28 protein-coding genes are annotated in these 23,762 nt (G+C 73.5%); 17 read left to right on the top strand and 11 right to left on the bottom strand.

What is annotated here, in order from left to right:
- Nucleotides 1-265 precede the first annotated feature (265 nt).
- The 9 genes from K4S16_RS06850 to K4S16_RS06810 all read left to right on the top strand — a co-directional run bounded on the left by K4S16_RS06850 (nucleotide 266) and on the right by K4S16_RS06810 (nucleotide 8,385).
- Nucleotides 266-712 carry a helix-turn-helix transcriptional regulator gene (locus K4S16_RS06850; RefSeq protein ID WP_141577646.1) on the top strand — a complete coding sequence of 149 codons (447 nt, stop codon included), beginning with the start codon at nucleotides 266-268 and terminating at the stop codon, nucleotides 710-712.
- Between the two features lie 110 nt (nucleotides 713-822).
- Entirely contained in the window at nucleotides 823-1,167 is a 345-nt protein-coding gene (locus K4S16_RS06845; protein WP_149257863.1) for an NADH-quinone oxidoreductase subunit A, read from the top strand.
- Nucleotides 1,158-2,036, top strand: coding sequence for a hypothetical protein (locus tag K4S16_RS06840; protein ID WP_149257862.1), 879 nt, complete (start codon nucleotides 1,158-1,160; stop codon nucleotides 2,034-2,036). Before K4S16_RS06845 ends, K4S16_RS06840 begins: the two co-directional genes overlap by 10 nt.
- Entirely contained in the window at nucleotides 2,029-2,892 is an 864-nt protein-coding gene (locus tag K4S16_RS06835; RefSeq protein ID WP_149257861.1) for a complex I subunit 1 family protein, read from the top strand. Before K4S16_RS06840 ends, K4S16_RS06835 begins: the two co-directional genes overlap by 8 nt.
- 62 nt (nucleotides 2,893-2,954) lie before the next feature.
- Complete coding sequence (locus K4S16_RS06830) at nucleotides 2,955-3,479, top strand: NADH-quinone oxidoreductase subunit J (protein ID WP_149257860.1); 525 nt, start codon at nucleotides 2,955-2,957, stop codon at nucleotides 3,477-3,479.
- Nucleotides 3,476-3,781 carry an NADH-quinone oxidoreductase subunit NuoK gene (gene nuoK / locus K4S16_RS06825; RefSeq protein ID WP_149257859.1) on the top strand — a complete coding sequence of 102 codons (306 nt, stop codon included), beginning with the start codon at nucleotides 3,476-3,478 and terminating at the stop codon, nucleotides 3,779-3,781. Before K4S16_RS06830 ends, nuoK begins: the two co-directional genes overlap by 4 nt.
- Nucleotides 3,778-5,511 carry a proton-conducting transporter membrane subunit gene (locus K4S16_RS06820; RefSeq protein WP_149257858.1) on the top strand — a complete coding sequence of 578 codons (1,734 nt, stop codon included), beginning with the start codon at nucleotides 3,778-3,780 and terminating at the stop codon, nucleotides 5,509-5,511. Before nuoK ends, K4S16_RS06820 begins: the two co-directional genes overlap by 4 nt.
- 4 nt (nucleotides 5,512-5,515) lie before the next feature.
- Nucleotides 5,516-7,003 (top strand): NuoM family protein, encoded by a 1,488-nt coding sequence (locus K4S16_RS06815; RefSeq protein ID WP_149257857.1) that lies wholly within the window; start codon nucleotides 5,516-5,518, stop codon nucleotides 7,001-7,003.
- Nucleotides 7,003-8,385, top strand: coding sequence for an NADH-quinone oxidoreductase subunit N (locus tag K4S16_RS06810; RefSeq protein ID WP_149257856.1), 1,383 nt, complete (start codon nucleotides 7,003-7,005; stop codon nucleotides 8,383-8,385). The genes K4S16_RS06815 and K4S16_RS06810 overlap by 1 nt, the downstream gene beginning before the upstream one ends.
- Nucleotides 8,386-8,414: 29 nt before the next feature.
- On the opposite strand, the gene K4S16_RS06805 is transcribed toward K4S16_RS06810, so the two are convergent.
- The 4 genes from K4S16_RS06805 to K4S16_RS06790 form a co-directional block, all read right to left on the bottom strand.
- Entirely contained in the window at nucleotides 8,415-9,134 is a 720-nt protein-coding gene (locus K4S16_RS06805) for an alternative oxidase (RefSeq protein ID WP_160160859.1), read from the bottom strand.
- A gap of 129 nt (nucleotides 9,135-9,263) precedes the next feature.
- A complete protein-coding gene (locus K4S16_RS06800; protein ID WP_200841701.1) occupies nucleotides 9,264-10,406 on the bottom strand; it encodes a hypothetical protein in 1,143 nt (380 codons plus the stop codon).
- Between the two features lie 121 nt (nucleotides 10,407-10,527).
- On the bottom strand, nucleotides 10,528-10,926 hold the full coding sequence (locus K4S16_RS06795) for an NUDIX domain-containing protein (protein ID WP_149257854.1): 399 nt from the start codon (nucleotides 10,924-10,926) through the stop codon (nucleotides 10,528-10,530).
- Nucleotides 10,927-10,931: 5 nt separating this feature from the next.
- A complete protein-coding gene (locus K4S16_RS06790) occupies nucleotides 10,932-11,768 on the bottom strand; it encodes an S-adenosyl-l-methionine hydroxide adenosyltransferase family protein (protein WP_149257853.1) in 837 nt (278 codons plus the stop codon).
- A gap of 187 nt (nucleotides 11,769-11,955) precedes the next feature.
- Here K4S16_RS06790 and K4S16_RS06785 point away from each other — a divergent pair, with 187 nt between their 5' ends.
- Nucleotides 11,956-12,894 (top strand): LysR family transcriptional regulator, encoded by a 939-nt coding sequence (locus K4S16_RS06785; RefSeq protein ID WP_305790868.1) that lies wholly within the window; start codon nucleotides 11,956-11,958, stop codon nucleotides 12,892-12,894.
- Here the strand turns inward: K4S16_RS06785 and K4S16_RS06780 are convergent.
- The 5 genes from K4S16_RS06780 to K4S16_RS06760 form a co-directional block, all read right to left on the bottom strand.
- On the bottom strand, nucleotides 12,891-14,123 hold the full coding sequence (locus K4S16_RS06780; RefSeq protein ID WP_149257851.1) for an NAD(P)-binding domain-containing protein: 1,233 nt from the start codon (nucleotides 14,121-14,123) through the stop codon (nucleotides 12,891-12,893). The genes K4S16_RS06785 and K4S16_RS06780 overlap by 4 nt on opposite strands.
- 79 nt (nucleotides 14,124-14,202) lie before the next feature.
- Nucleotides 14,203-14,502: a DUF202 domain-containing protein gene (locus K4S16_RS06775; protein WP_149257850.1), complete on the bottom strand. Its 300-nt coding sequence runs from the start codon at nucleotides 14,500-14,502 to the stop codon at nucleotides 14,203-14,205.
- Entirely contained in the window at nucleotides 14,499-14,885 is a 387-nt protein-coding gene (locus tag K4S16_RS06770) for a YidH family protein (RefSeq protein ID WP_149257849.1), read from the bottom strand. The genes K4S16_RS06775 and K4S16_RS06770 overlap by 4 nt, the downstream gene beginning before the upstream one ends.
- Before the next feature lie 109 nt (nucleotides 14,886-14,994).
- Entirely contained in the window at nucleotides 14,995-15,633 is a 639-nt protein-coding gene (locus tag K4S16_RS06765) for a MerR family transcriptional regulator (RefSeq protein ID WP_149257848.1), read from the bottom strand.
- Nucleotides 15,634-15,750: 117 nt separating this feature from the next.
- On the bottom strand, nucleotides 15,751-16,470 hold the full coding sequence (locus K4S16_RS06760; protein ID WP_141577631.1) for an IclR family transcriptional regulator: 720 nt from the start codon (nucleotides 16,468-16,470) through the stop codon (nucleotides 15,751-15,753).
- Between the two features lie 98 nt (nucleotides 16,471-16,568).
- On the opposite strand from K4S16_RS06760, the gene leuC reads away from it, so the two are divergent.
- The 4 genes from leuC to K4S16_RS06740 all read left to right on the top strand — a co-directional run bounded on the left by leuC (nucleotide 16,569) and on the right by K4S16_RS06740 (nucleotide 19,469).
- A complete protein-coding gene (gene leuC / locus K4S16_RS06755) occupies nucleotides 16,569-18,020 on the top strand; it encodes a 3-isopropylmalate dehydratase large subunit (RefSeq protein ID WP_149257847.1) in 1,452 nt (483 codons plus the stop codon).
- Nucleotides 18,021-18,029: 9 nt separating this feature from the next.
- Nucleotides 18,030-18,617: a 3-isopropylmalate dehydratase small subunit gene (gene leuD / locus K4S16_RS06750; protein ID WP_149257846.1), complete on the top strand. Its 588-nt coding sequence runs from the start codon at nucleotides 18,030-18,032 to the stop codon at nucleotides 18,615-18,617.
- A gap of 226 nt (nucleotides 18,618-18,843) precedes the next feature.
- Nucleotides 18,844-19,032: a hypothetical protein gene (locus K4S16_RS06745; protein ID WP_235036613.1), complete on the top strand. Its 189-nt coding sequence runs from the start codon at nucleotides 18,844-18,846 to the stop codon at nucleotides 19,030-19,032.
- A 158-nt stretch (nucleotides 19,033-19,190) separates the two neighbouring features.
- Nucleotides 19,191-19,469, top strand: coding sequence for an HU family DNA-binding protein (locus K4S16_RS06740; RefSeq protein WP_026403810.1), 279 nt, complete (start codon nucleotides 19,191-19,193; stop codon nucleotides 19,467-19,469).
- Between the two features lie 88 nt (nucleotides 19,470-19,557).
- On the opposite strand, the gene K4S16_RS06735 is transcribed toward K4S16_RS06740, so the two are convergent.
- Nucleotides 19,558-19,770, bottom strand: coding sequence for a cold-shock protein (locus K4S16_RS06735; protein WP_149257844.1), 213 nt, complete (start codon nucleotides 19,768-19,770; stop codon nucleotides 19,558-19,560).
- Between the two features lie 10 nt (nucleotides 19,771-19,780).
- Nucleotides 19,781-20,458 carry a 2-phospho-L-lactate guanylyltransferase gene (cofC, locus tag K4S16_RS06730; protein WP_149257843.1) on the bottom strand — a complete coding sequence of 226 codons (678 nt, stop codon included), beginning with the start codon at nucleotides 20,456-20,458 and terminating at the stop codon, nucleotides 19,781-19,783.
- Between the two features lie 84 nt (nucleotides 20,459-20,542).
- Between cofC and K4S16_RS06725 the strand changes: the two genes are divergently transcribed.
- The 3 genes from K4S16_RS06725 (at nucleotide 20,543) to K4S16_RS06715 (ending at nucleotide 23,708) form a co-directional block, all read left to right on the top strand.
- Nucleotides 20,543-21,505 carry a 1-acyl-sn-glycerol-3-phosphate acyltransferase gene (locus K4S16_RS06725; protein WP_149257842.1) on the top strand — a complete coding sequence of 321 codons (963 nt, stop codon included), beginning with the start codon at nucleotides 20,543-20,545 and terminating at the stop codon, nucleotides 21,503-21,505.
- 17 nt (nucleotides 21,506-21,522) lie between these two features.
- A complete protein-coding gene (locus K4S16_RS06720; protein ID WP_149258085.1) occupies nucleotides 21,523-22,512 on the top strand; it encodes an NAD(P)H-dependent glycerol-3-phosphate dehydrogenase in 990 nt (329 codons plus the stop codon).
- 71 nt (nucleotides 22,513-22,583) lie between these two features.
- Entirely contained in the window at nucleotides 22,584-23,708 is a 1,125-nt protein-coding gene (locus K4S16_RS06715; protein WP_149257841.1) for a D-alanine--D-alanine ligase family protein, read from the top strand.
- The last annotated feature ends 54 nt before the right edge of the window (nucleotides 23,709-23,762 follow it).

The following is a 23,762-nucleotide window of genomic DNA, read 5'->3' as shown; positions in this document are numbered from 1 at the left end:
ATATTGGATTTCTCGGCGTGATGAAAATGGATGTCCTTGGCGGTTCGCGGCGACGGGAAACGGAAGCGGACCACTCGGTGGGCCGAAGGTCCGTGCGAATTTCAGGGCCAATTTCCTGTCTCCGGCTTCCGCGGACGTCCCGCCGCGGCCGGGGGAGCCGGTGCCCGGCTCGGGGGCCCGACGTCCCGTCTGGACGCATGTCCTTGGCTGACGAACGAGGATGTGGTCAACTTAAATCGCTGGCGATGGGGGGAGTGGGAGCCGAATGCAGCGTCATGCGGATGAGGTGCCGCCGGGAGCGTCGCTCGCCGAGAAGGTCGAGTGGCTGATCCAGAATCTCTGGCCGGCGGACGCGGACCCGCCGCGCAACAACGTGGAGACGGCCGCCGCCATCGCGCGCGCCACCGGTGAGGACATCTCCTCCACCACCGTGTGGAAGCTGCGCACCGGGCGGCAGGAGAATCCGCAGCTGAAGACGCTGACGGCGCTCGCCACGTTCTTCGGCGTGCCGATCGGCTACTTCGGCTTCGCCGGCGAGTCCGGGCCCATCGGCGAGGACCTCACGCTCAAGGCCCTGCGCCGGGACGTCGAGCAGGGCATCATCCGGCCCGAGGTGCTGCGCGCCCTGGTCGACCTGTCCCCGGAGGCCCGCTGGGTCGTGGACGAGATGATCCTCGCCGCCGCCGAGGCCGACCGCGTCCGCCACGCCTGACCCGGGGCCACGGCCGTCCCGGCGGCGGAACGGCCGGGCCGGAAGATGTTTCACCGGGGGACCGATCAGGTAGAGGGCGACTAGCAGGTGACCCGTACCCCGGAGGGGCAATGCCGCCGTTCGCCGCCGTCCTCTCGGTTCTCGGGCTGGTGGCGGCCCTGGTCGCCGGGGTCTACGCGGTCTCGTCCGCGGCGGCGCCCCGCGCGTTCGAGAGCGGGCCGTTCCTGTCGGGGGCGCGCCCGGCCGAGCACGCGGTGTCGCGCTACCACGTGCGCTGGTACACGGTGTCGATGGTCTTCCTCGCCTTCGACATGGAGATGGTCTTCATGTACCCGTGGGCGCTCGTCGTCGCGTCGATCGGCGTCAAGGCGGTCGTGGAGATGTTCGCCTTCCTGGCGCTGCTGCTGGTCGGCGTCCTCTACGCGTGGCGGGAGGGGGTGTTCCGATGGGCCTGACACGGTCCCCCGGCCTGAGGCGGCTCGCGGCGCCGCGCCCGTTCGTCGTCTCGGCGGCGGACGGCACGCGCGACCGCCTCGCGGTCGAACGCGCGCTGCGAGGCCGCCGGTGGCGTCCCGCCCTGTCGTCCGCCGAGACCGGGATGCTGGTGGTGTGCGGGAACCCCGGGCCCGCGCTGACCGAGGCCATCGACGTGGTCTGGCGCGACATGCCCGAGCCGCGCGTCCGCGCCTCGGCCCTCGACCTGGACGGGGAACCCGGGGGCCCGCGCCCCGCCCTGGACCTGGAGGCCGACATGGCCGACCGCGCCGACGACCGGGACGGCCTGAAGCTGGACGTCCTGCACGTGCCGCTCGGCCCCGTCCTGTCGTACTGGCCTGCGGGGTTGCGCGTGGACCTGACGTTGCAGGGGGACGTCGTCCAGGCGGCCGCGGTCGCCGCGGTCGACACCGGCGGCGGAACGTTCTGGACGGAGGAGCGCCAGGCCGCGTCGCGTCTCGACAGCCTCTCCCGGCTCCTGCGCGTGGCGGGCTGGGAGGCGGCCGGGGAGCGCGCGGCCGTGCTGCGGGACGAGGCGTTGGCCCGTGCCTCCGACGACGCGCTGGTGCGGCGGTTCGCGTCGTTCGCCCGGATGGTCGGGCGATCGCGCGCGCTGGCCTGGATGACGCGGGGCTTCGTGAAGGACCGGCTGGACGGCTGGCTGCGCGACATCGGCGCGGCCCTGGAGGGACGCCCCGTCCGGCCGCGCCAGAGCTGGGACGAGACGGCCGCCGTCCTGCCGGTGCTCCTCCAGGGGGCGGAACTGGCCCGGGCCCGGTTGATCGTCGCGAGCCTGGATCCCGACCTCGGGGCGGTCGCCGATGGTTGAGGTGCTGGTCCTCGGTGTCCTCGCGGCGGCGGCGGCGTCGCTCGGCGGCGCGTTCGCCGGGCGCCCGGCCGAGCCGTTCCGCGAGGCCGCGCGGCTGCTGACGACGCAGCGGCGCGTCACGGCGAGGGCCGACGTCCTGCTCACCAGGATCGGGGTCGTGTCGCTGCCGGTCGCGGCGGCGCTGGCGGCGCTGGTGGTGCCGCTCGGCGACCGCGTCGCGGTCGGGACGCGGATCGGCGTGGTCTGGTTCAACGCGATGGAGGTCGTCGCCTGGGGGTCGGTGTGGCTCGCGGGCTGGGGCGTCAACTCGGCGTTCGGCCTGGTCGGCGGCTACCGGTTCCTCGCGCAGGGGCTCGCCTACGAGCTGCCGCACATGTTCGCGCTCATCACCGCCGGGCTCGCCGCGCACTCGCTCGACCTGCGCGCCATCGGGCAGGCGCAGGACGGCCTGTGGTTCGCGGTCTGGATGCCGGTCGCGTTCGCCGTCTACCTGGTCTCGGCGGCGGCGATGGCGTTCTGGGGTCCGTTCGACCATCCCGTGGGCGACGACGTCGCCGGCGGCGTGCTGGCCGAGCTGTCCGGGCCCGACCGGCTCGTCTTCCTGGCGGGACGCTACGGGCTGCTGGCGGTGGCCTCGGCCGTGGCGGTCCCGCTGTTCCTCGGCGGCGGTGCGGGGCCGCTCCTGCCGGCGTGGCTGTGGTCGCTGCTGAAGACGTGCGCCGTCCTGTCGCTGCTGGTCTGGACGCGGCAGCGCCTGCCGGTGCTGCGCATGGACCGCGCCATGACCGTGGCGTGGACGGTCCTGATCCCGGCCTCGGTGCTGCAAATGCTCGTCGTCGCGATCGTCGTCGTATGAGGAGGTGTGTGGGAGGAGCGCACGTGGGGAGTCGCGCATGGACCGCGTGAGGAGGAAGCGCTGTGGAGGCCGTCGCGTTCTGGGTGCTGGCCGTCGCCGCCGTCGGGGCGGGCGTCACCGTGTTCGTCGTCGACTCGATGGCGCGGGCGACGTTCGCGCTGCTGGCGTCGTTCCTGTGCGTCGGCGGCGAGCTGCTCCTGATCGACCTGCACTACCTCGGCGTGCTGGTCGTCCTCATGATGATCATGGAGATGCTGGTGATGGCGGTCTTCATGGTCATGTACATGATGAACCCCGGCGGGCTGATGCCGATGACGATGCTGCACAACAAGCGCGGCGCGCTCGGCATCTCCGGCGCCGCCTTCGCGGCCCTGGCCGCCGGAATCCTCACCGTCCCCTGGCCGGAGCGGGCGGGCCGCGCGCCGCGCGATCCCACGGTGGCGCTCGGTGAGGCGATCATGGGGCCGAAGATGCTGGTCATGATGGTGATCGGCGTCGCCATCCTGGCGACCATGATCGCGTCGGTGGTGCTGGCCGCGCACCGGGGCCGCTACGACCCGCGCGACGACGGGGACGGTGCGCGATGACGCTGGAGGCGTTCCTGCTGCTCGCGGCCGCGCTGTTCTGCGTCGGGCTGTTCGGGGCGCTGTCGCAGCAGTCGATCGTGATGCTGATGATGGGCCTCGAACTCATGATCAACGGGATCGTGGTCGCCGCGGCCGCGTTCTGGTTCTGGGTGTCGCCCGGCATGGCGGACGGGCAGGTGCTCGTCCTCGTCGCGATCACGGTGATGGCGCTGGAGATGGCGATGGGGTTCGCCGTCGTCACCGCCCTGTTCCGGGCCCGCGACGTGGACATGACCGACGACGCGGGGGACCTCAGGGGATGAGCGGACCGGGCCACGGCGCGTTCCTTCCCGGGTGGCCGGGCGGGCTCGCGGTCGACGGGCTGTCGGCCGTCCTCCTCGTGACGCTCGCCGCCGTCCTGACGGCGGTCGTCGCCTTCGCGGCGGGGGAAGGGTACGGCGCCCGCTTCCACGGCCTGATGCTGCTGTTCGCGGCGGCGATGGCCGTCACGGTGACGGCGACCGACCTGGTGCTGCTGCTGATGGGCTGGGAGGTCATGGGCGCGATGTCGTACGCGCTCATCGGCTACGAGTGGTCGGACGCGCGGCGGGTCCGGTCGGCCGGCGTCGCGTTCCTGACCACCCGCGCCGCCGACACGGGCCTCTACGCGGCGGCGGGCTTCGCGGTCGCCGGCGCCCACTCCCTGCGGCTGGACGACCTCGCCGCGGCCGGCACCCCCTGGCGGGACCTGATCGCCGCCGGACTCGTGGTGTCGGCACTCGGGAAGTCGGCGCAGCTCCCGTTCTCGTTCTGGCTGTCGCGCGCCATGGACGGCCCGAGCCCGGTGTCGGCGCTCCTGCATTCGGCCACGATGGTCGCTGCCGGCGCGTACCTGCTGATGCGCGTGCATCCGCTGCTGGCCGCGACCGGTTGGGCGGCAACGCTCGTGTGCTGGGCCGGGGCGGTGACCGCCCTGGTCCTGGGTGCCGTCGCGCTTGCGCAGCGCGACCTGAAACAGCTTCTCGCCGCGTCCACGTGCTCGCAGATCGGGTTCATGGTTCTCGGGGCGGGCGCCGGTGCGGTGGGCGGCGGGACGGCGCAGCTCGTCGCGCACGCCGCGGTGAAGAGCCTCCTGTTCCTCTGTGCAGGCGTGTGGCTGGGCGTGCTCGGGACGCGGCGATTGGACGCGTTGCAAGGCGCGGCGCGGCGCCACCGGACGGTCGGCGCGGCGTTCGGCGCCGGGGCGCTCGCGCTGGCCGGTGTCCCGCCGCTGTCGTTGTGGGTCACCAAGGACGAGGTCCTCGCCGGCGTCGGCGGCTCGCCCGCACTCCTCGCGGTGGGGCTCGCCGCCTCCGTCCTGTCGGCCGCCTATGCCGCGAAAGCGCTGCTCGCCGCGTTCCGTCCGGCCGGAGGCGGCGCCTTCCGGGTGCCGTTCCCGCAGCAGGCGCCGCTGGTCGTGCTGGCCTTCGCGGCGACCGTGCTCGGAGTGCTCGGCGTGCCCCCGGTCGCGGACGCCTGGCGGCGGATGCTCGGCGTGCCGGACGAGAGCGGGCCCGACCCGTGGCTGATCGCACTCTCCGGTGTCCTCGCCGTGGTCACCGTGGGCTCGGTCATGGCCGTCCGGCGGATCCCGGAACCCGGGTGGGCGGTGAACTGGCTCTGGCTGGAGAGCGCCGCGTCGGCCGGGGCGGTCCGTCCGGCGTTCGCCGCCGCGCGGGCGCTGGCCCGGTTCGACGAACGGGTGGTCGGCCGCGCCGCGGAGGCCGTGGTGGTCCGTCCGGCGTTCGCCGTCGCGCGGTTGCTGGCCCGCTTCGACGAACGGGTCGTTCACGGCGCGGTCCAGGGCGTCGCACGCGGCGGCCAAGCGGTCGCCGGGTTGGCCGGGCGCCGCGTCGAGTTCCGGGTGGACGGCCTCGTCGCCGCGGTCGGGCGCGCGGCCCGCGGGCTGGGCGCCCTCGCGCGACGCCCGCAGACCGGGCAGGTCCACATGTACTACGCCCAGGCCGCGGTGGTGCTCGCGGTGCTCGTCGTCGTCGCCGTCCTGGTCGGGTGAGCCCTTGCTGAATCTGGTGATCTTCCTTCCGCTGGCGGTCGCGCTCGTGCTGCCCGCCGTCCCGCGCCGCGCCGTCCCGTACACGTGGATCGGCGTCACCGTCCTGGACCTCGCCCTCGTCATCGGGATGTGGGTCGCGCACGGCACCGGCGGCGGGATCGCGTACGAGACGAACGTGCGGTGGATCCCGTCCGTCCGGGCCGGCTACCACGTCGGCGTGGACGGCCTGTCGCTGCCGCTGCTGGCACTGACCGCCGTCCTGTTCGCGGCGTGCGCCGTGTACTCGCTGCGGCACACGCACCGGGTGCGGGCCTTCGCGATCCTGTTCCTCTTCCTGGAGACAGTGTGCCTGGGGCTGTTCGCGGCCCTCGACCTGCTGCTGTTCTTCGTCTTCTTCGACCTGTCGATCGTCGGCATGTACTTCGTGATCCTGCTGTGGGGGCACGGGGACCGGTCGCGGTCGGCGCTGACGTTCTTCCTCTACACGTTCCTGGGGTCGCTCGTCCTGCTGCTCGGGTTCATCGGCCTGTACTTGGGCGCCGACCCCCACACGTTCGACATGGTCGAGCTGACCCGCACCCCGCCGCTGGCCGGACGGAGCGGGCTGGCGGCACTGACGCTCCTCGCCGTCGGGATCGGCCTCGGCATCAAGACGCCGGTCGTGCCGTTCCACTCCTGGCTGCCGCCCGCGCACGTCGACGCGCCCGCCGCCGGGTCGGCGATCCTCGCCGGGGTCATGCTGAAGATGGGCACCTACGGGCTCGTCCGGATCGCGATGCCGATGCTCCCGGACGCCTGGCGCCGCTATGCCCTGGTGTTCCTCATCGTGGGACTGGTCGGCGTCCTCTACGGGGCCCTGGTCGCGCTGGCGCAAGACGACGTCAAGCGTCTCGTCGCGTACACGTCCGTCAACCACATGGGCTACATCGTTCTCGCGCTGGGCGCGGCCGGGTACGCCGCCGGCGACGCCGACGCGCGGCGGCTCGCCGTCACCGGCGCGGTCACGCAGATGGTCAGCCACGGCCTCGTCACCGGCGCGCTGTTCCTGCTGTGCGGCGTCCTGTACGACCGGGCGGGCAGCTACGACCTCGGGCGGTTCGGCGGGATCGCGCGCGGCGCGCCCGTCTTCGCCGCGCTGACCTCGGTGGCCGCGTTCGCCTCGCTCGGGCTGCCGGGCCTGTCCGGGTTCGTCGCCGAGTTCCAGATCTTCGCCGGGACGATCGGCAGCGGCACCGTGGCGACGGCCGTCACCGGCGCGCTGGCCGTCCTCGGCATCCTGGTCACGGCCGCCCTCTTCCTGCGGGTCCTGCACCGCGCCGTGGTCGGGCCGCCCGGCGAGCTGACCCCGCTCGTCACCGACCTGCGGCGCCCCGAACTGGCCGCGCTCGTCCCGCTGCTGGCGCTGTCGCTGCTCATCGGCGTCGCGCCGCGCGTCCTGCTCGACACGATCGAGCCGCTGTCGGCGGCCGTCGTCGGGCTGGTGGGCCGCTGATGAACGAGAACCCCGCCGACCTCGCCCCCGAACTGTGCGTGCTGGCCGCGGCCGTCGCGGGGCTGGTCGCCGGGATGTTCCTGCCCCGGGTGCGGCAGTGGCCGGTCGCGGCGGTCTGCTCGGCAGGGCTCGTCGCGGGGCTGGCCTTCGCGGGCGTCGCTGCGACCCGTCCGGCCCTCATGGCCTTCGACTCCTTCTCCGTCGACCCGATCACGCACGTCACCCGGATCACCGTGCTCGGCTCGACGCTCGCCGTCGTCCTGCTGGCGGCCGGGCAGGTCCGCGACCATCCGCGCGAGAGCGAGCACTACGTGCTGCTGCTGCTGTCCGCGCTCGGGACGATCATGCTCGGCGCCTCGTCCGACCTGCTGGTCCTGGTCGCCGCCTACCTGCTGGCGAGCATCCCCGCCTACGCGCTCGCCGGGTTCGGCAAGGACGCGCCCGGGACCGAGGCCGCACTGAAGTACTACCTGATGGGCGCGCTGCTGGGCGTGGTCATGCTCGGCGGCGTGGCGCTGCTGTCCGGGGTGGGGCGCGGCACCGCGTACCCGGTGCTGCGGACCGGGCTCGCGGACGCGCCCGCGGCGGCGGTCGCGGCGGGCCTCGTCGCGCTCCTCGCCGGGCTGCTGTTCAAGGCGGGCGCCGTCCCGGGCCACTACTGGGTGCCGGACGTGACCGAGGGCGCCCCGCCTGCCGTCGCCGCGTTCGTCACCACCGTCCCCAAGATCGGCGCGTTCGCCGCCCTCTACCGGTTCGGCGCCGAGACCGCCCCGGCCGGCTGGCCCGCCCTCCTCGCCGTGATCGCGGCGGCGACGATGACGCTCGGCAACCTCGCAGCGTTCGGGCAGGACAACGTCCGGCGCCTGCTGGCGTACTCGACCGTGAGCCAGGCGGGCTACCTGCTCGTCCCGGTCGCGATGGCGGGACGCACCGACCTGGCCCGCCCCGCGCTCCTGTACTTCCTCGCCGCCTACGCGGTGACGAACCTGGGCGCCTTCGCGGTCGTGCTCGCCGCCGGCCGCGACGACCTGGCCGGGTACGCCGGGCTGCTGCGCGCCTCCCCGCCCCTCGGCCTTTCCCTCGTCGTCTGCCTGCTCGGCTTCGTCGGGACGCCGCCGACCGCCGTGTTCGTCGGGAAGGTCCTGATGTTCGGCGCCGCGCTGGACGGCGGTTACACGTGGCTCGCGGTGGTCGCCGCCGTGAACACGGTCGCCAGCGTCTTCTACTACCTGCGCTGGATCGTCCCGCTGTTCCGCCGCCCGTCCGGCGCGCCGCGCCGGGCGTCCGGCGCCGCCGCGGCGGCCACCGCGGTCGCCACCGCCGCCGCGCTGCTCTCCCTGGCCCTCGGCATCGCCAGCGGCGCCGCCCTCGCCGCCTCCTGACCCGGCCGCGGCCACGCGTTCCGGCACCGTCAGTCCTGGAACCGGGGAGCCCGCATGTTGACCAGGCTGTCGAGCTTGTGGACCCGCTCGTCGTGGCCGATCTGGCGGAGCAGATCGGCCAGCGACCCGTGGTGCCCGTACTGGGCGGCGTAGGTCGAGGGCGCGGGGACGCGCTCCAGTTCGGGGTGCTCGGCGACGTACGCCATGTACTCGTGCTCGGCATGGTCCTCGAAGTCCGCGTTGAGCCGGTAGCTCATCTCGGGCCGCAGCAGGAACAGCAGCCACGACACGTGGTAGTAGAAGAACGCCACGAGCCACGGCGCCAGCCGGTGCAGCACGAACGACTGCTTCAGGCCGTCCCGCTGGACGATGTCCTGCAGGATCAGCAGGTGCCACTGCTCGTTGTCCTGCTCCTCGCGGGTCTCGACGATCCGCTCGTACACCCGCGTGGCGAGCGCGGAGCGCCGGCGGTGCCGCGACAGCGACAGGTAGCCCATCCGCTCCCACGCCTGATAGGGGACGCGGGCGATGAACTCCAGCATCGTGAACTTCACGAGCGTGCGCTCGCGGCCGTAGACCAGGTCCATCTGCTTGAACAGCATCCGGGCCAGGAGGCCGTGCTTCAGGCGCGGGCCTTGCAGGGTCTCGGTCTGCGCGGCGCGCAGCTCCGCGGGCGAGAGCTTCGGCGGACCGCCGTGGGGATGGACGGGGGCGTCGGGGCGAATGATGGTCTGCGTCGTGTTCGTCATGTCCATGATGCTGCGGGTACGGCACGCGGCCGGGCATCGGCCGTACAGCGGCACCTGTGCTACGACTCGCCGATCACAGCCGCCCTGGCCGCGTACCGCCCCCGGCGTAGGGGAGCACCCTGAGAACGCCTAGGGGGCGTAGCGGCGGGCGAGGGTGCGGAACGCGAGCTTCGGCTCGAAGTGGCCGGTCTTCTCGTAGCCGAGGCCCGTCTCGGGAGCGAGCACCTTGACCAGGGAGAACCCGGCCATGTCGAGGTCCCTGGCGGGGTCGGGGGAGTAGGGGCCGTCGGGCTCGATGAAGTCGTAGACGAACGCGCCGTACACGCCCTCGGCCTCGTAGACGTCCAGCAGCTCGGAGATGTAGCGGGCCTGCGTCCGCTCGTCCCGGACGAACCCCGGCGGGATGGCGGGCGGGTCCTGCGACCAGTCGACGATGTCGAACCCGTCGCCGCCGCGCTTGTCCGCGCCCCGGTAGGTGCAGCACCCGAACTCGGTGATGACGACGGGCTTGCCGAACCGGTGCAGGGCCCGGACCTCCTGGGCGTAGGTCGCCTCGTTCGTCTCGTCCCGGTACAGGTCGACGCCCACGACGTCGAAGCCGCGCCAGGCGACCTCCTCCCAGACGCCGGAGGTGTAGGTGAGGCGGCCTCCGAACAGCGGCCGGACCGTCTTGAGCGCCCGTGCGAGGAACGCGTTCAACCGCTCGTTGCAACCCTCGCCCGCCGGGGTCCCGAGGTTGGCGGCCCGCTCCCGCCAGTCCTTGCCGGGCACCAGCCCGGCCATGAAGATCGTCAGCTCGCAGCCCACCGAGATGCCGACGCCGGGGTGGGTGCGGCGGAGCCCCTCGGCCGCCTTCGCGACGGCGGTGAGGAACTTCAGCGTCGTCCGCGCGTCCCGGTCGAACTGGCGGGCCTCGAACCACACGAACATGCCCTCCCGCGCCGCGCAGCGTGCCGCGAGCATGAGGCGCCGCAGGTCGGAGCCGAGCAGGATGATGGCGTTGCAGTGCAGGTCGCGGCGGATCGCCCGGATCTCGCGCCGCACGTACGCGGGCTTCCACACCTCGCGTTCGGTGTCGTAGTTGACGCCGTGCTGCGGCAGCCGCCGTCCGCGCGCGGGCGCCGCGTCCGCGGTGCCGGTCATCGCGTCCCAGGCGACGACGGCCGCCCCGGACACGGCCGCCGCGGCCGTCCCGGCGAGCACGGCCCTGCGGCTGATCCGCGCCGTGATCATCTGTGACCCGGTCTTCCGTGGCCCGGTCTTGTCTGACATGTCTGCCCCTCGCTGGTCGAGCCGCCCGCCCCCGAGCCTTCCGGGGACGGGCCGCCAGGGCAGCGGCCACCGGACCATGCCGCGGCGACCAAAGTCGCGGGACGCGGGATCCGAAGGTCGATCAGGCGAGCAGGCCGTGCTCCTCGGCGAGGTCGAGGGCCGCCTGCGCGGCCGGCGCGAGCAGGTGCCGCTCGCCGCGCCCCACGTAGACGTACTCGTCCACCTCGCCCGCCGCGGCCATCGCGCCCCGGTAGGCGGCGGTGAAGCACGCCATGCGGACGTGGGCGAAGTCGGGCTGGTCGTGGGCCGGCGCCCGGATGACGCCCAGCTCCCGGAAGGACGTCCGGTCCAGTTCGAGGTCCAGCTCCTCGCGGACCTCACGGGACAGGGCCGACCAGTCGTCCTCTCCCGGCTCCCGCTTCCCGCCGGGCAGGTACAGCAGGTCGCGGCCCCGGGAGCGGACGGCGAGCATCCGGCCGTCCGAGACCTGGATCCACGCGACGACGTCGAGATCTTCCACGCCGATCAGTCTCCCGCAACCCGGCCGGCGGCGGTGCGGAGGGTGAGGGACCGCACGTCCGCCAGGCCGAAGGTCTCCCGCGCGGAACCCTGGTTCACCGCGAGCCCCAGCCAGCCGGACGAGTCGATCCACAGCAGCGGGGTGCCGGGCGCGACGCCGCCGAAGGTCTCCTCGAACGTCACGCGCAGCGTGCCGGAGGCGGCCCCGGACCACGTGACCTCCAGCGGGGCGCCCGGAGCGAGCTCGCCGAACGCCGCCGCCAGGTCCGTGCGCTCGGCGCCGAGGACGAGGCTGCCGAAGCGGTCGGTGTAGAGCACGGGGGCCGTCAACTCCCCGCCGCTCACCGAGGGCGGCGGGACGTCCAGCGGCTGCGGGTCCACCGGCGCGCCGAGGTCGGCGACGGCGACCCCGGAGGCGATGTGGGCGGCGGCGGGGGAGAAGACGTCGCGGCCGTGGAACGAGGTCGACACCTCGGGCAGCCGGTAGGCGGGGTTCTCCAGCGCGTGCGTCCGGACGGCGCCGCCCAGCTTCGCCGCGGCCGGGACGAGCAGGCCGTTGTCGGGCCCGACCAGCACGTCCCCCCGCCCGGTCTCGATCGCGACGGGCAGCCGGGGTGTGCCGACCCCCGGGTCGACGATGCCGACGTGCACGCCGACCGGCAGGTACGGCAGCGCCTGGCGCAGCAGCATCGCGCCCTCGCGGACGCCGTACGGGGTGATCTCGTCGCTGAGCACGAGCACGTTCGCCGCCGGGGCGATCGAGTAGACGACCCCCGCGCAGATCGCGGTGTAGGCGGCACCGAAATCGGTCGCCAGACTGACGAACGGACGCCTCTCGACCATGCCGCGATGCTATCCACCCGCTCCATTGCGGTGGCTCCAGCGCCTGCGGCGTTCATTGTGCCTGCGGTGCCCGTCGTACGGTGCCCGTCGTACGGTGCCCGTCGTACGGTGTCCGTCGTGCCGGGGCGGGTGGGTGCCGTGCTCCAGGTGCGGTGCTCGTGGTGACGGTGGCCGTATGCTCCGGGGAGTGCGTGCCGAAGCCCTCGACCCCGTCCTGCTGCGGACCTTCGTGGCCGTCGCCGACCTGGGCTCCTTCACCGCCGCCGCGGCCGCGGAAGGCTATACCCAGTCCGCCGTCTCGCGGCAGATCGCGACCCTGGAGGACGTCTGCGGGGTGGAGCTGTTCGCGCGGGGCGCCCGGGGCGTGCGGCCGACGCCCGCCGGGGAGTACCTTCTCCCGCACGCGCGCGCACTCCTCGAGCGGCTCGCCGACACCGCCCGCGCGCTCGACGGGCTGCGCCGGCTCGACACCGGGACCCTGAGGCTCGGCGCGTTCGCCACCGCCAACGCCGCGCTGGTCCCCCGCGCGCTCGCCCGGTTCCGGGCCCGGCACCCGGGCGTCCAGCCGCTGCTCCGGGAGGGCACGACCGACCGCCTGCTGCCGATGCTGGAGGCGGGCGACCTCGACATCGCGCTGGTCAGCACGCACAAGGTCCCCTCGATCGCCGCCGACGGCCTGGTGGCGCTGCTGGACGACGCGCTGCTCGTCGCGCTGCCGAGCGGCCACCGGCTCGCCGGGCGCGAGCGCGTCCCGTTCGCCGAGCTGGCGGACGAGCCGTGGATCGTCGCCGACGACCCGGAGGCGATCGCGGCGCTGCGCGCCCGGTGCGAGGCCGCCGGGTTCGTGCCGCGGACGCCGCTGCGGGTCGCTGAGTGGATCTCCAAGCTGGGGCTGGTCGCCGAGGGCTTCGGCGTCACGCTCGTCCCGGCGCTGGCGGCGTCCGCCCTGGCGCGGGACGGTGTCGTGCTGCGCGGCGTGGCGTCCGACCAGCCGCGCCGCGCCGTCTACGCCGCGGTCGGACGCCACGCGCGCAGGTCCCCGGCCGTCACCGCGTTCCTTGCGGACCTGCGCGAAGTGGCCGGGGACCTGCGCCCCGGCGACGGGGCCGGGGAGCCGCGGCTCTAGGGCACCGCTGCGACGATCTCCACCTCCAGCAGGGCGTCGGGGTGGAACAGGCGGGACACCTCGACGGTCGTGCTGGTCGGCGGCGGGCCGGTGAAGTACCGCCTGCGGACGGCGCCGTACTCCCGCAGCCGGTCCATGTCGGTGATGAACGTCCGGATGTTGACCACGTCGCCGAAGCCCGCCCCGTGCGCGGCGAGGATCCGCTCCAGCAGCGAGAGGACCACCTCCGACTGGCGGGTCATGTCGCCGGGCTTGTCCACCTGGCCGTCCTCGCCCAGGGCGATCTGCCCCGACACGTACAGCATCGGACCCTGGGTCACGTACGCGGTGTGGGAGTAGGCGGGGTTCGGCGGAGCCGGAACGGTTTCGGGGTTGCCGAGCGTGAGGCGCATCGTTGGGGTCCTTCTGATGTGGTCGGTGAGTGCGACGAGGTCGTGGCCGCCCAGCCCGGCGGCGAGCGCTGCGTCCGTCCGCGCCCTGACGGCGGAGAGGACGCCCGCGGGCGGGGAGCCGTCCAGGGCCAGGCCGATGTCCTTGGCAGCCAGCGCGAGCGTGAAGCGCGGCGGCTCGCCGCCGGTGTGCTCCTTGAGACGGCGGGCCTGGGGGCTGATGCGCGCCAGCGCGTCGAGGGCGAGACCGGAGTCGACGCCGAGCCGGTCGGCCACGGCCAGCGCCTCGCCGAGGACGGCGAAGCTCCCGACGAGCGCGCCGTTCACCACCAGCTTGAGCGCCGCGCCCGAGCCGGGCGGGCCGACGTGCCGGACCTGTCCGAGGGCCGCCAGCGCGCCGGCGCAGCGGGCGAGATCGTCCTGTGCGGCGCCGGCGAGGATCACCAGCTCTCCCGCCTCCGCGTGCGGGACGCTCCCGGAGACGGGCGCGTCGACGTACCCGATCCCCTCGGGCAGCCGGCTCCGGACGCGGTGGACGGCGTCCGGCCCGATCGTCGACATGTCGGCGATCACGGCGCCGGGCGGCAGGGCGGGGGCGGCGCCGTCCGGGCCGAACAGCACGTCCTCGACGGCGGCCGCGTCGGTGAGCATCGTGACGACCAGCTCGCGGTCGCGGACCGCCTCGGCGGGCGTGCCGCGGACGGCGGCGCCGGACCCCGCGAGCGGCGCGGCCCGGGCGGGCGTGCGGTTCCAGACGGTCAGGTCGTGCCCGGCGGCGGCGAGCCGGCGGGCCATCGGGACGCCCATGCGTCCCAGTCCGAGAAAGGCGATTCGTGTCATGGCGCGATCGACGCTAGGCGCAAGACAGCCATGTCACCAGCGAAGACTTCGCACCCCAGTCATGCGGAGCACGCATGCCTCAGAACGCGAAGGCGGCGGCGACCGCCGCCAGCAGCACCGCCAGACCCGTCGTCATCAGGATCGAGGCCGGGTCGGCGGCGCCCGTCCGGGACGGGAGGCGCCGGTGGTGGAAGCTCATCCGGGTGCGGCGGAACATCAGCGCGGCCCCGCCGCACACGACCGCCGCCGCGAGCACCGTGCCCGTCGCCGACGGGGCGAGCCGCACGCACAGCAGCCCTGCGCCGATCAGCGACAGCGTGGTGCGCGACCACGCCAGCGCCGTCCGCTCCGGCTGCGCGCCCGGGTCCTGGAGCCTCACCGCGTCACCAGGACGACGACCAGCAGGACGACCGCGCAGACCGCCAGCCCGTAGGAGATGACAGGGGCCAGCGCGGGCGGCGGCAGCGTCTCGGCGCGGCGCAGGGCGCGCTCGATGCGCAGCCACCGGCGGAACGCGAGCACCGCGACCAGGGCGCCGCTCCCGGCGAAGGCGACCGCGAGGCCCTGCCGGAGCGGCGAGTCGATCAGCTCGCGGGCCAGCGCGAGGGCGATCCCGCCCGCGACCAGCGCCAGCGCCGTGCGGATCCAGGCCAGGAACGTGCGCTCGTTGGCCATGGTGAAGCGCGGATCGGGGTCGCTGCCCTCGGCGAGCAGGCGGTCGGTCCACCTGCCGGAGGACTTCGGAGATCGTGTCGCGGTCATCGCCTTTCATATTAGGCGAGGACGTGAATTCCCTAATTTCGGGGCTTCAGTCGGGACATGAATGGTAATTCCGACTGTCTATCCCGGAAATGCCTGGTGGGAGGGGCGGTCACGGATGGGACGGCGTGCCGAACCGGCGTGCCGAGGCGTCCTCCTGGGCCAGCCTGTGCAGGGCCGTGAGGACCTGCTCGTAGAGGATGGTGGAGACGAGCAGGGAATGGACGGTCCGGGCCCGCGGGGCGCCCTCGCCGACCCGCCCGATCTCGTGCTCGGCGACCTCGGCGGCGGCCTTCACGTAGGGGCGCAGGTCCTTCAGGGTGATCGGGAAGCCGAGCCGGCGCAGCGCCACGAACGCGTGCGCCAGCAGGTCGCGGGCGGGGGCGCGGTCGCCGACGTGCCAGCCGAGCTCGCGGACGAGGGCGTCGACGTCCTCGCGGGCGGCCCGCCAGTGCGGGTCGTGCGGGGCGGCGACGTGCGGGCCGACCGCGTGCTGGGTGGTGGCGAACAGCTCGTGCATGCCGACCCGGTCGTCGTCGACGGCGCCGATGATCTCCTGGATCGCCGAGATCGGCAGGTCGCCCACCTCGCGCAGCGCGCTGATCAGCCGGAGCCGCTCCAGGTGCCGCACGTCGTACTCCGACCGCGTCGCGCTCACCATCGAGCCCTTCGGCAGCAGGCCCTCCCGGATGTAGAACTTGATCGTCTGGACCGTGAGTCCGCTCCGGTCGCTGAGCTCGGAGATCTGCACGTTGCACCCCCTTTACCGGAGGCCAACGCTAGCGAGGTCGGACGGGCGGAGACGGGCACACGCCGATGTCCGTCCGGCTTGTGGTGATTCGCGACACGGCCGGATCAGGACGGGCGATCAGGACGCCGTGCGGCGCATGCCCTCGGAGATCTTCTCGGCGGCGGCGGCGACCGGCGCGGCGTGCAGCCGTCCGGGGGAGCGGGTGAGCCGCTCCAGGGGACCGGACACCGAGACGGCGGCGATCACCCGTCCGCCGGCGCCGCGGATCGGGGCCGAGACCGACCCGACGCCCTGCTCGCGCTCGCCGACGCTCTGCGCCCAGCCCCTGCGCCGGACGGACGCCAGCGTCGTGGCCTCGAACTTGGCGCCGCGCAGCCCGCGGTGCAGCCGGTCGGGCTCCTCCCAGGCGAGCAGGATCTGCGCGGCCGACCCCGCCGTCATCGGCAGCGCCGCGCCGACCGGGATGGTGTCGCGCAGGCCGCTGGTGCGCTCGGCGGCGGCCACGCAGACCCGGACGTCCCCCTGGCGGCGGAACAGCGACGCGCTCTCGCCGGTGTGGTCGCGGAGTTGCGCAAGGATGGGCTGTGCGATCGCCAGCAGGCGGTCCTCGCCCGCCGCGACCGCGAGCTCGGCCAGCCGCGGGCCGAGGATGAAGCGCCCCTGCGTGTCGCGGTGGACGAGGCGGTGGTGCTCCAGCGCGACGGCCAGCCGGTGGGCGGTGGGGCGGGCCAGCCCCGTCGTCTGGACGAGCTGCGCGAGCGAGGCCGGGCCGGCCTCCAGCGCGTTCAGTACGAGCACCGCTTTGTCAAGTACGCCGACTCCGCTAGAGTTGTCCATGTCTTGATATTGCCGTCTCGTAATTTGAGATGCAAGTCGAGGTGACCGGGACCACGGCGCGCCGACGCGCCGACGACCAGCACAGGTGAGGTGGAGTGATGGGCCGAACACTGGCCGAGAAGGTGTACGACGCGCACGTCGTACGGCGCGCCGAGGGCGAACCCGACCTCCTCTACATCGACCTGCACCTCGTCCACGAGGTCACGAGCCCGCAGGCGTTCGACGGGCTGCGGATGGCGGGCCGCCAGGTCCGCCGCCCCGACCTGACGATCGCCACCGAGGACCACAACGTCCCGACCACCGACCTGCTCAAGCCGATCGCCGACCCGGTGTCGCGCACCCAGGTCGAGACGCTGCGCAAGAACTGCTCCGACTTCGGCATCCGGCTGCACCCGATGGGCGACGACGGCCAGGGCATCGTGCACGTCATCGGCCCGCAGCTCGGCCTGACCCAGCCCGGCATGACCGTCGTGTGCGGCGACTCGCACACCTCCACGCACGGCGCGTTCGGCGCCCTCGCGTTCGGGATCGGCACCAGCGAGGTCGAGCACGTCCTCGCCACGCAGACGCTGCCGCAGATCAGGCCGAAGACGATGGCCGTCACGGTCGAGGGCGCGCTGCCCGAGGGCGTGACCGCCAAGGACCTGATCCTCGCGATCATCGCCCGGATCGGCACCGGCGGCGGCCAGGGCCACATCGTCGAGTACCGCGGCGAGGCCGTCCGGTCGCTGTCGATGGAGGGCCGCATGACGGTCTGCAACATGTCCATCGAGGCCGGCGCCCGCGCCGGGATGATCGCCCCGGACGAGACCACCTTCGCCTACCTCAAGGGCCGCCCGCACGCCCCGCAGGGCGAGGACTGGGACCGCGCCGTCGAGTACTGGACGTCCCTGCGCACCGACGACGACGCGGTCTTCGACCGGGAGGTCGTGATCGACGCGGCCGAGCTGACGCCGTTCGTCACCTGGGGGACGAACCCGGGCCAGGGCCTGCCGCTCGGCGAGTCCGTGCCCGACCCCGCGTCCTTCGACGACCCCGTCCAGCGCCAGTCCGCCGAGCGCGCGCTGGAGTACATGGGCCTGACCGCCGGGACGCCGCTGCGCGACATCGCGGTCGACACCGTCTTCGTCGGCTCCTGCACCAACGGCCGCATCGAGGACCTGCGCGCCGTCGCGGCCGTGCTGGAGGGCCGCAGGGTCGCCGACGGCGTCCGGATGCTGGTCGTCCCCGGCTCCATGGAGGTCAAGAAGCAGGCCGAGAAGGAGGGCCTGGACGCGGTCATCTCGGCCTCCGGCGCCGAGTGGCGCGAGGCGGGCTGCTCGATGTGCCTGGCGATGAACCCCGACAAGCTCACGCCGGGCGAGCGCAGCGCCTCCACGTCCAACCGCAACTTCGAGGGCCGGCAGGGACCGGGCGGACGCACGCACCTGGTGTCGCCCGCCGTCGCCGCCGCGACCGCCGTCACCGGGCACCTGGCCGCCCCCAGCGACCTCGGCGAAGCCGCCGGGGGGCCTGGGGGGTCGTCCCCCCAGAATGACACTGACCTCTAAGGAAGCACGATGGAAGCGTTCACCACCTACACCGGGCGCGCGGTGCCGCTGCGCCGCAGCAACGTCGACACCGACCAGATCATCCCGGCCGTGTGGCTCAAGCAGGTCAGCCGCACCGGCTTCGACAAGGGCCTGTTCTCGGCGTGGCGCGAGGACCCGGAGTTCGTCCTCAACCAGCCGCGGTACGAGGGCGCGGGCATCCTGGTGGCCGGGCCCGACTTCGGCACCGGCTCGTCCCGCGAGCACGCCGTCTGGGCGCTGCAGCAGTACGGCTTCCGCGTCGTGATCGCGCCGCGCTTCGGCGACATCTTCCGCAACAACTCCACGAAGATGGGGCTGCTGCCGGTCGTCCTGACCGGCGAGCAGGTCGAGGCGCTGCAGGACGCGGTTGACAAGGACCCCGCCCTGGAGCTCACCGTCGACCTGCGCGAGCGCGAGGTCCGCTGGGGCGCGGACACCGCGTCCTTCGATATCGACGACTACACCCGCTGGCGCCTCATGGAGGGCCTGGACGACATCGGCCTCACGCTGCGCCACGCCGACGCCATCGGCGACTTCGAGAACGCCCGCAACCCGCTGCTCCCCACCACGCTGTAGCGCGGAGCGGATCCGCGACACGCCCGTCCGCGGCGCCGGCCGTCCGGCGCCGCGGACGCGTCGCAACCTGCCCCGATCCTGCCCCGAACGCGCCGAATGCACCCCGGACGAGCCGGTCGGTGCGGGCACGAGGGAGAATTCTCCCAGTGTCCGAAGACCGCCGACCGTTTGGGGACTCCAGATGAGCACGGCCCCGTGGACCGGGCCACAGTGGGACGATCCGACGTTGACGCAGCTCGCATGCCAGTTGCGTGACGCTCATCGGGCCGTGGCCCCGCTCCCGCCGCAGGACCGGCAGCGGCTCATCCGGCACCTGCTGGCGATCACCGATCTGGCGAAACGGGACGCCGAACTGGCCGCTCGCAGGCTGGACGCGTTCCTCGCCGATTTCCAAGACGGCCCCGACGTCGGTTAGCGTGCGCAGTGGCCGGATCCGGTCCGGTCACCGGGCGAGACGGGGGCGAGACCGACAAAAACGCCAGCGACACGCCATCGTTTGCGTGCAGGTGATTGTGTCCATGGTGGAGGTCCCTTAGTTTCGTTCGGGCAAGGGGGGAACTAGAGGAGTAACCCATGAACAAGCGTGAGCTGGTCGACGCCATCTCTGACCGGCTGGGCAGCAAGAAGGCCGCAGCCGAGGCCGTCGACGCCATCCTGGAGGCGATCCAGACCGCCGTCGCCAAGGGCGACAAGGTCGCGATCACCGGGTTCGGTTCGTTCGAGAAGGCCGACCGGCCTGCCCGCACGGCCCGCAACCCCGCAACGGGCAAGACCATCGAGGTTCCCGCGACGTCCGTGCCGAAGTTCAAGGCGGGCGCCGACTTCAAGAACCTGGTGGCCGGCAAGAAGTAAGTGCTTCACCGTCTCAGCGCCCGGGTCCGCACGGCCCCGGGCGCTGATGCGTTTCCGGACCCGCCGATCGGCGCGAGGGGGCCGACGCTCAGGCGGGCGGGGCGGGCAGGGGGAAGGTCGACAGCGTCACCACCGAGATCCGGTCGCCGGCCAGCGCGAGGTTCACCCGCTGGCCGAAGCGCAGCAGCCGCAGGCCGCCCGCCGCGAACGCCTCGGCGTCGAAGGGCAGTTCCGTCCCGTCGTCGAGGAGCACGCTCCCCGAGCGGGTCTCCGCGTCGAACGCCTTCACCGTCCCCTGCATGCCCCAGACTCTAGGCCAACGAGGGCAGCCGGGACGCGACGGCCGTGGTGCGCGGACCGGCGCCGAGGGCGAGCGCCGCGCGGAGGTCGTCCGGGGTGTCGACGTCGCGGCGTACGCTGTCGGTACCCGGGAGGAGGATCTCCCGGGCGCCGCGGGCGCGGTGGGCGGCCCGCGAGTCGCCGCCGAACGCGGGGGAGAACGGGACGCCCGGGCGGGCCGTGTAGAGCGTCGTGCCGACTCCGGCGGCGTCCGGTACGAACGCCTCGGGCGCGGCGCCGGCGGCGTCCAGGACGCGAGCGAGTTCAAGTGGCCGCAAAGCGGGCAAGTCGGCTGAAATCGCTCCGACGCCGGCGTCGGCGGCCAGCTCGCGGCCCCGGCCGGCCCCGTAGACCAGGGCCGGGTTCAGACCGGCGTCCGGCACGTCCGGAACGATCCGGGCGCCGAGGGCGGCGAGCTCCGCCGCCGGAAGGGGATCGTCGGTGACTACGATCACGTCGCGGACCCGGTCGCAGCGCAGCGCGGCGGCGACCGTGTCGGCCGCGACGGCGAGCGCGAGGGCCTCGCGGTGCGGCCCGGCCGCGGCCGACATCCGGGTCTTGGCCTTGGCGAGGACCTTCACGGGGACGACGAGCGACCACCGGAGCAGGGGCGTTCCGGACGCTTCCGCGGGGGGTGCAGGTGTAGACATGGCAACTCGACACTATGCGCCCGCAACCGCGACACTTGAGGACACCCCAGGTTCACCTGGGGGACGGATCGAGGGAGGGGCGAGATGAGCGCAGCGAAGCAGGGGGTCGCCCCCTCGCAGGAGGGACGCCCGGGCCACCGCTACTCCCCGGGGTGGCGCATGCTCACGATCGTCATCCTGCGGCCGCTGCTGTTCGGGCTGCTCAAGCGCGACTGGCGCGGCCGGGGCAACGTCCCGCGCAAGGGCGGCGTCATCATCGCCGCCAACCACATCTCCGAGTCCGACCCCCTCGCGCTCGCCCACTTCGTCTACGAGTCGGGCCGCTACCCCGTCTACCTGGCCAAGTCCACGCTGTTCGACGTCAGGTTCATCGGGGCGGTGCTGCGCGGCACCGGCCAGATCCCGGTCTACCGCGACAGCGCCGACGCCGCCCTCGCCCTCAGGGACGCCGCGCAGGCCCTGCGGGACGGCGAGTGCCTGATGTTCTACCCGGAGGGCAGCTGCACCCGCGACCCCGAGCTGTGGCCGATGACGGGGCAGACCGGCGCCGCGCGGATGGCGCTGACGACCGGCGCCAAGGTCGTCCCGGTCGCGAGCTGGGGCGCGCACGAGCTGATGCCCTACAAGAAGGGCGAGCAAACGGGCCTCCGGGGCAGCCTGAAGAAGGGCTTCCACCCGCTGCCCCGCAAGACGATGCAGGTGGTCGCCGGGCCGCCCGTGGACCTGTCGAAGTACGAGGGGCTCCCGCTCGACCGCGACACCCTGCGCGCCGCCACCGACGACATCATGGCCGCGATCACCGCCCTGCTCGGCGAGCTGCGCGGCCAGGAGCCGCCCGCCGAGCCGTACGACCACCACAAGGTGCTGGAGGAGCGCCGCCGCGCAGCCGAAGCCGCCGAGGCGGGCAGAGCCGCCGGGCCCGCGGAGGCGGGCAGAGCCGGCGGGGCCGCGGGCGCGGCCAAGGGCGCGGTTCCCGAGCAGGCGAGGCCTGCCGGGCCGGAGGCCGCCGGGCAGCGCGCCGCCGAGCCGAAGGCGGCCGACTCGTGACCTTCCGTACCGCGGTGATGGGCTCCGGATCCTGGGGCACGACGTTCGCGATGATGCTGCACGACGCCGGGGGCGAGGTCACCCTGTGGGGGCGCCGCCCGGAGGTCGTCGAGGGCATCAACGAACGCCACGAGAACACCGACTACCTGCCGGGCATCCCGCTCCCGGAGGCGATCCGCGCGACCCTGGACCCGGCGGAGGCCCTCCGCGGCGCCGACTTCGTGGCGCTCGCCGTCCCGGCGCAGACGCTCCGGCAGAACCTCGGCGGCTGGGTGCCGCTGCTGCCGCGCGAGGCGGTCCTGGTCAGCCTGATGAAGGGCGTCGAGCTCGGCACCACCCGCCGCATGTCGGAGGTGATCCGCGAGGTCGCCGACGTCCCCGAGGAGCGGGTCGCGGTCTTCAGCGGCCCGAACGTGGCGCGCGAGATCGCCACCGGCGAGCCCAGCGCCGCCGTCGCCGCGTGCGTGGACGAGGACGCCGCGCGGGGCCTCCAGGCCGCCACCATGACGTCCTACTTCCGCGTCTACACCTCCACCGACGTGATCGGCGTCGAGCTGGGCGGCGCGGTGAAGAACGTCGTCGCCCTGTGCGTCGGGATGTCGGTGGGGCTCGGGTTCGGCTCCAACACCCAGGCGCTGCTGATGACCCGCGGGCTGGCCGAGATCGCCCGGCTGGGCGCCGCCCTCGGCGCCGACGAGCACACGTTCGCGGGGCTCGCCGGGATGGGCGACCTCGTCGCCTCCTGCGTCTCGCCGCTCGCGCGGAACCGGACGTTCGGCGAGAACCTCGGCCGCGGCATGACCCTGGACGAGGTCATCGCCGTGACCAAGCAGACCGCGGAGGGCGTGAAGTCGGCCGAGGCGGTGCTGGAGCTGGCGCGCAAGCACAACGTGGAGATGCCGATCACCGAGGCGGTCACCGCCGTCCTGCACCGCGGCATGCCGATCAAGGAGGCGGCGATCTCGCTGATATCGCGGTCTCCGAAGCCCGAGCGGTACGGGGTGTGACGGCGTGACCGCGCCCCGCACCCGGTTCGCTCGTGGCCGACCCGTGCTGATCACCGGTAGGGTCGGGCGTCATGTCCCAGGTTTCTAGGATCCGCGTGGCCGTGGTGTTCGGCGGGCGCAGCTCCGAGCACGCGATCTCCTGCGTCACCGCGGGCGCCGTGATGGCAGCCATCGACCGGGACCGGTACGACGTGGTGCCGATCGGCATCGCCCGCGACGGGCGCTGGGTGCTCCCGCCCGGGGACCTGAGCCTCGCCATCGAGGGCGGCCGGCTGCCCGAGGTGACCGGGGAGGGCGGCGTCCTCGCGCTGCCGTTCGACCCCGACAGCCGCGGCCTGATGGTGATCGAGCCGGGCGCGGTGCCCGCGACCCTCGGCGACGTCGACGTGGTGCTGCCGCTCCTGCACGGCCCCTACGGCGAGGACGGCACGATCCAGGGACTGCTCGACCTCGCCGGCATCCGCTACGTCGGCGCCGGCGTGCTGGCCAGCGCGGTCGGCATGGACAAGGGGTTCATGAAGCTCGTCTGGCAGGCGCGCGGCCTGCCCGTCGGCCCGTACGTGCTGGTCGGCGACCGGGAGTGGCGGCGCGAGCGCAAGCGCAAGCTCGACGAGATCATCAGGGAGCTCGGCCTCGCCGAGGGGACGGCGGTGTTCGTCAAGCCGGCCCGCGCCGGGTCGAGCATGGGCATCACCCGCGTCACCGACGAGTCCGACCTGGAGGCCGCGGTCGAGGCGGCCCGCGAGCACGACCCGAAGGTCATCGTTGAGGCCGCCGTCGAGGGCCGCGAGATCGAGTGCGGCGTGCTGCAGGGCGTGGACGACGGCCCCGCCGAGGCCAGCCTGCCCGCCGAGGTGCTGATGGCGGGCGACCACGACTTCTACGACTTCGAGACCAAGTACCTCGACGGCTCCACCACCATGGCGATCCCGCCGGACCTGCCGCCCGCGGCGATCGAGGAGGTCCGCCGCATCGCCGTGCAGGCGTTCGACGCGCTCGACTGCGAGGGCCTCGCCCGGGTCGACTTCTTCCACACCCCGGACGGCCGGTGGATCCTCAACGAGATCAACACGATGCCGGGCTTCACCCCCGCGTCGGCGTTCCCGCAGATGTGGGCGGCGACGGGGCTGGACTACCCCGCCCTGGTCGACCGGCTCATCCAGACGGCGCTCCAGCGCTCGACGGGCCTGCGCTGACCGCTCTGCGGTGCGGTCGGCGGCGCCGTGTCGTCCGGCTCGGCGGTCGGGGCG

Source organism: Actinomadura sp. K4S16, assembly GCF_008327685.1.
GTDB lineage: Bacteria > Actinomycetota > Actinomycetes > Streptosporangiales > Streptosporangiaceae > Spirillospora.
Note: the sequence above shows the minus strand (reverse complement) of the source record. Positions and strands in the feature narration are given on the sequence as shown.

What these genes read in the sequence shown, in the direction of transcription:
- nuoK (WP_149257859.1), top strand. Translation starts at nt 3,476, where the DNA reads ATGACGCTGGAGGCGTTCCTGCTGCTCGCGGCCGCGCTGTTCTGCGTC.
- K4S16_RS06715 (WP_149257841.1), top strand. Translation starts at nt 22,584, where the DNA reads ATGTCCCAGGTTTCTAGGATCCGCGTGGCCGTGGTGTTCGGCGGGCGC.
- leuC (WP_149257847.1), top strand. Translation starts at nt 16,569, where the DNA reads ATGGGCCGAACACTGGCCGAGAAGGTGTACGACGCGCACGTCGTACGG.
- K4S16_RS06790 (WP_149257853.1), bottom strand. Translation starts at nt 11,768, where the DNA reads ATGGTCGAGAGGCGTCCGTTCGTCAGTCTGGCGACCGATTTCGGTGCC.
- K4S16_RS06805 (WP_160160859.1), bottom strand. Translation starts at nt 9,134, where the DNA reads ATGACGAACACGACGCAGACCATCATTCGCCCCGACGCCCCCGTCCAT.
- K4S16_RS06820 (WP_149257858.1), top strand. Translation starts at nt 3,778, where the DNA reads ATGAGCGGACCGGGCCACGGCGCGTTCCTTCCCGGGTGGCCGGGCGGG.
- K4S16_RS06850 (WP_141577646.1), top strand. Translation starts at nt 266, where the DNA reads ATGCAGCGTCATGCGGATGAGGTGCCGCCGGGAGCGTCGCTCGCCGAG.
- K4S16_RS06770 (WP_149257849.1), bottom strand. Translation starts at nt 14,885, where the DNA reads ATGACCGCGACACGATCTCCGAAGTCCTCCGGCAGGTGGACCGACCGC.
- K4S16_RS06835 (WP_149257861.1), top strand. Translation starts at nt 2,029, where the DNA reads ATGGTTGAGGTGCTGGTCCTCGGTGTCCTCGCGGCGGCGGCGGCGTCG.
- K4S16_RS06740 (WP_026403810.1), top strand. Translation starts at nt 19,191, where the DNA reads ATGAACAAGCGTGAGCTGGTCGACGCCATCTCTGACCGGCTGGGCAGC.
- K4S16_RS06780 (WP_149257851.1), bottom strand. Translation starts at nt 14,123, where the DNA reads ATGACACGAATCGCCTTTCTCGGACTGGGACGCATGGGCGTCCCGATG.
- K4S16_RS06840 (WP_149257862.1), top strand. Translation starts at nt 1,158, where the DNA reads ATGGGCCTGACACGGTCCCCCGGCCTGAGGCGGCTCGCGGCGCCGCGC.
- leuD (WP_149257846.1), top strand. Translation starts at nt 18,030, where the DNA reads ATGGAAGCGTTCACCACCTACACCGGGCGCGCGGTGCCGCTGCGCCGC.
- K4S16_RS06845 (WP_149257863.1), top strand. Translation starts at nt 823, where the DNA reads ATGCCGCCGTTCGCCGCCGTCCTCTCGGTTCTCGGGCTGGTGGCGGCC.
- K4S16_RS06735 (WP_149257844.1), bottom strand. Translation starts at nt 19,770, where the DNA reads ATGCAGGGGACGGTGAAGGCGTTCGACGCGGAGACCCGCTCGGGGAGC.
- K4S16_RS06810 (WP_149257856.1), top strand. Translation starts at nt 7,003, where the DNA reads ATGAACGAGAACCCCGCCGACCTCGCCCCCGAACTGTGCGTGCTGGCC.
- K4S16_RS06760 (WP_141577631.1), bottom strand. Translation starts at nt 16,470, where the DNA reads ATGGACAACTCTAGCGGAGTCGGCGTACTTGACAAAGCGGTGCTCGTA.
- K4S16_RS06725 (WP_149257842.1), top strand. Translation starts at nt 20,543, where the DNA reads ATGAGCGCAGCGAAGCAGGGGGTCGCCCCCTCGCAGGAGGGACGCCCG.
- K4S16_RS06800 (WP_200841701.1), bottom strand. Translation starts at nt 10,406, where the DNA reads ATGTCAGACAAGACCGGGCCACGGAAGACCGGGTCACAGATGATCACG.
- K4S16_RS06720 (WP_149258085.1), top strand. Translation starts at nt 21,523, where the DNA reads ATGGGCTCCGGATCCTGGGGCACGACGTTCGCGATGATGCTGCACGAC.
- cofC (WP_149257843.1), bottom strand. Translation starts at nt 20,458, where the DNA reads ATGTCTACACCTGCACCCCCCGCGGAAGCGTCCGGAACGCCCCTGCTC.